At 62.2% G+C, this 1,729-nt stretch carries 2 protein-coding genes; both read left to right on the top strand.

The genetic code is table 11. The features are described from left to right. A partial coding sequence (locus RDN59_RS12225) for a thiamine pyrophosphate-dependent enzyme (protein WP_308608072.1) occupies positions 1–837 on the top strand: 837 nt, incomplete at its 5' end. 12 nt (positions 838–849) lie between these two features. Further along, positions 850–1,729 (top strand): aromatic amino acid transport family protein (locus tag RDN59_RS12220; protein ID WP_308608071.1); only part of this gene is annotated, 880 nt, incomplete at its 3' end.

Here is a 1,729-nt window from a genome sequence, read left to right as displayed (position 1 = left end):
GGTGCCGTTCTCGGTGATGTTCCTACCGACGGCTATACCTTGCGCCAGTCACCGCAGGCACGCAACATCGCCATCAACCCCGACACCAGCCTGCGCGGGCACTCGGTGGCGCTGCTAGAACACATCGTGGCAAGCCCGGCCGCCTTCGCGGAGGCCGTGGACCGCCTAAACGTCGAGGGCACGGAGCAGCGCGGCGAGTGGTTTGATTCCGCTCACGCGAACCACCTCAACTTCGCCACCCTCCCCGAGCCCGCAGACTACCGCCCGGGCAAGGAGGGCACCGCCCACATGGAAGCCATCCTCGCAGCACTCCACGAGCAGTTGCCCAAGGATTCCATCTACACCTTCGGTGCCGGCAACCACTGCATCTGGGCCCAGCAGTTCCTGCGCTCCTCTGTCTACCCCTCCCAGTTCAGCGTGCGCAACGGCTCGATGGGATATTCCATCCCGGCGGCCGTGTCCACCAAGCTGCAGTTTCCCGAGCGCACTGTGCTCACCATCGCTGGCGATGGCGAATACCTCATGAACGGCCAAGAACTGGCCACCGCACTGCAATATGGCGCGCCCTTCCTCATCATCGTCATGTCCAATGGCGAATTCGGAACCATCCGCGACCACCAGAAGAAACACTTCCCCGATCGCGTCTCCGGCACGCAGCTGGTGAACCCGGATTTCGCGGCGGTAGCCCGCGGCTTCGGCGCTCACGGCGAGCTCGTCACTGATGACGCACAGGCACCGGAGGCCGTCGCCCGTGCTCTAGCCGCCATCAAGGAAGAAGGTATCCCCGCACTCATCAACGTCATCACTGACCAAGACCACTCCCTGCCCATCGAATAGAGGAGGCTCATCATGAGCTCTACCAACACTCCCCCAACAACATCCGCCGTACCCGCCACCGAACTGAAGGAGGGTGAGCACATTGTGGGCGATGGGGTCGTCGCCAAGCAGCGCCCCGCCGCCTCCACCGCATCGTGGATCATTACCCTCTTCGGTACCGCCGTCGGCGCCGGTATCCTCTTCCTGCCGCTCAACGCCGGCGGTTTCGGGTTCTGGCCGCTGGTCTTCGCCACGGTCTTCATTTTCCCGCTGGTGTATTTTTCGCACCGCACTTATGCGCGCATCGTCGCGGGCGCCCCCAAAGAGGACCACGGCAAGGACATCCTCGAGCTGGTCTCGCAGTACCTGGGCAAGGGCCAAGGCATCGTCTTCGCGGTGTTGTATTGGATCACGGTCTTTTCCACCGTCCTGATTTACGGTGTCTCCATCACCAACGCGGTGGATAGCTTCATTGTCAACCAGCTGGGTGGGCCCTCGCTCGACCGGTGGCTGCTGGCCATGCTCTGCGTCGGGGTGATGACCGGCGCCTTCGCCATCGGCCGCAAACCCATGATTTGGCTGGCCCAGGTGCTGGTGTACCCGCTGATTATTGCGCTGGCTATCACCTCCATTTACCTCATCCCGCGCTGGGACCTGGATAGCTTCCTCCACTTCGATGACGGCTCGGATGGCTACGGCGGGATTTTCAAGGGTATTTTCCTCATCCTGCCGGTGCTGGTTTTCTCCTTCTCTCACATGGCAGCGCTCTCACAATTCGCCCTCGACATGCAGCCGCAGTACGGCGAAAAGACCGAAAAGCGTGTCTCCCGCACGGAGTTCTACACCGCCATCCTGCTCGTGGTCTTCACCATGTTCTTCGTGTGGTCCTGCGTCCTCGCGCTCGGCGCCGACG

The organism is uncultured Corynebacterium sp. (assembly GCF_902489365.1).
In the GTDB taxonomy this organism is placed as follows: domain Bacteria; phylum Actinomycetota; class Actinomycetes; order Mycobacteriales; family Mycobacteriaceae; genus Corynebacterium.
This window is presented reverse-complemented; position numbering and strand designations above follow the sequence as displayed.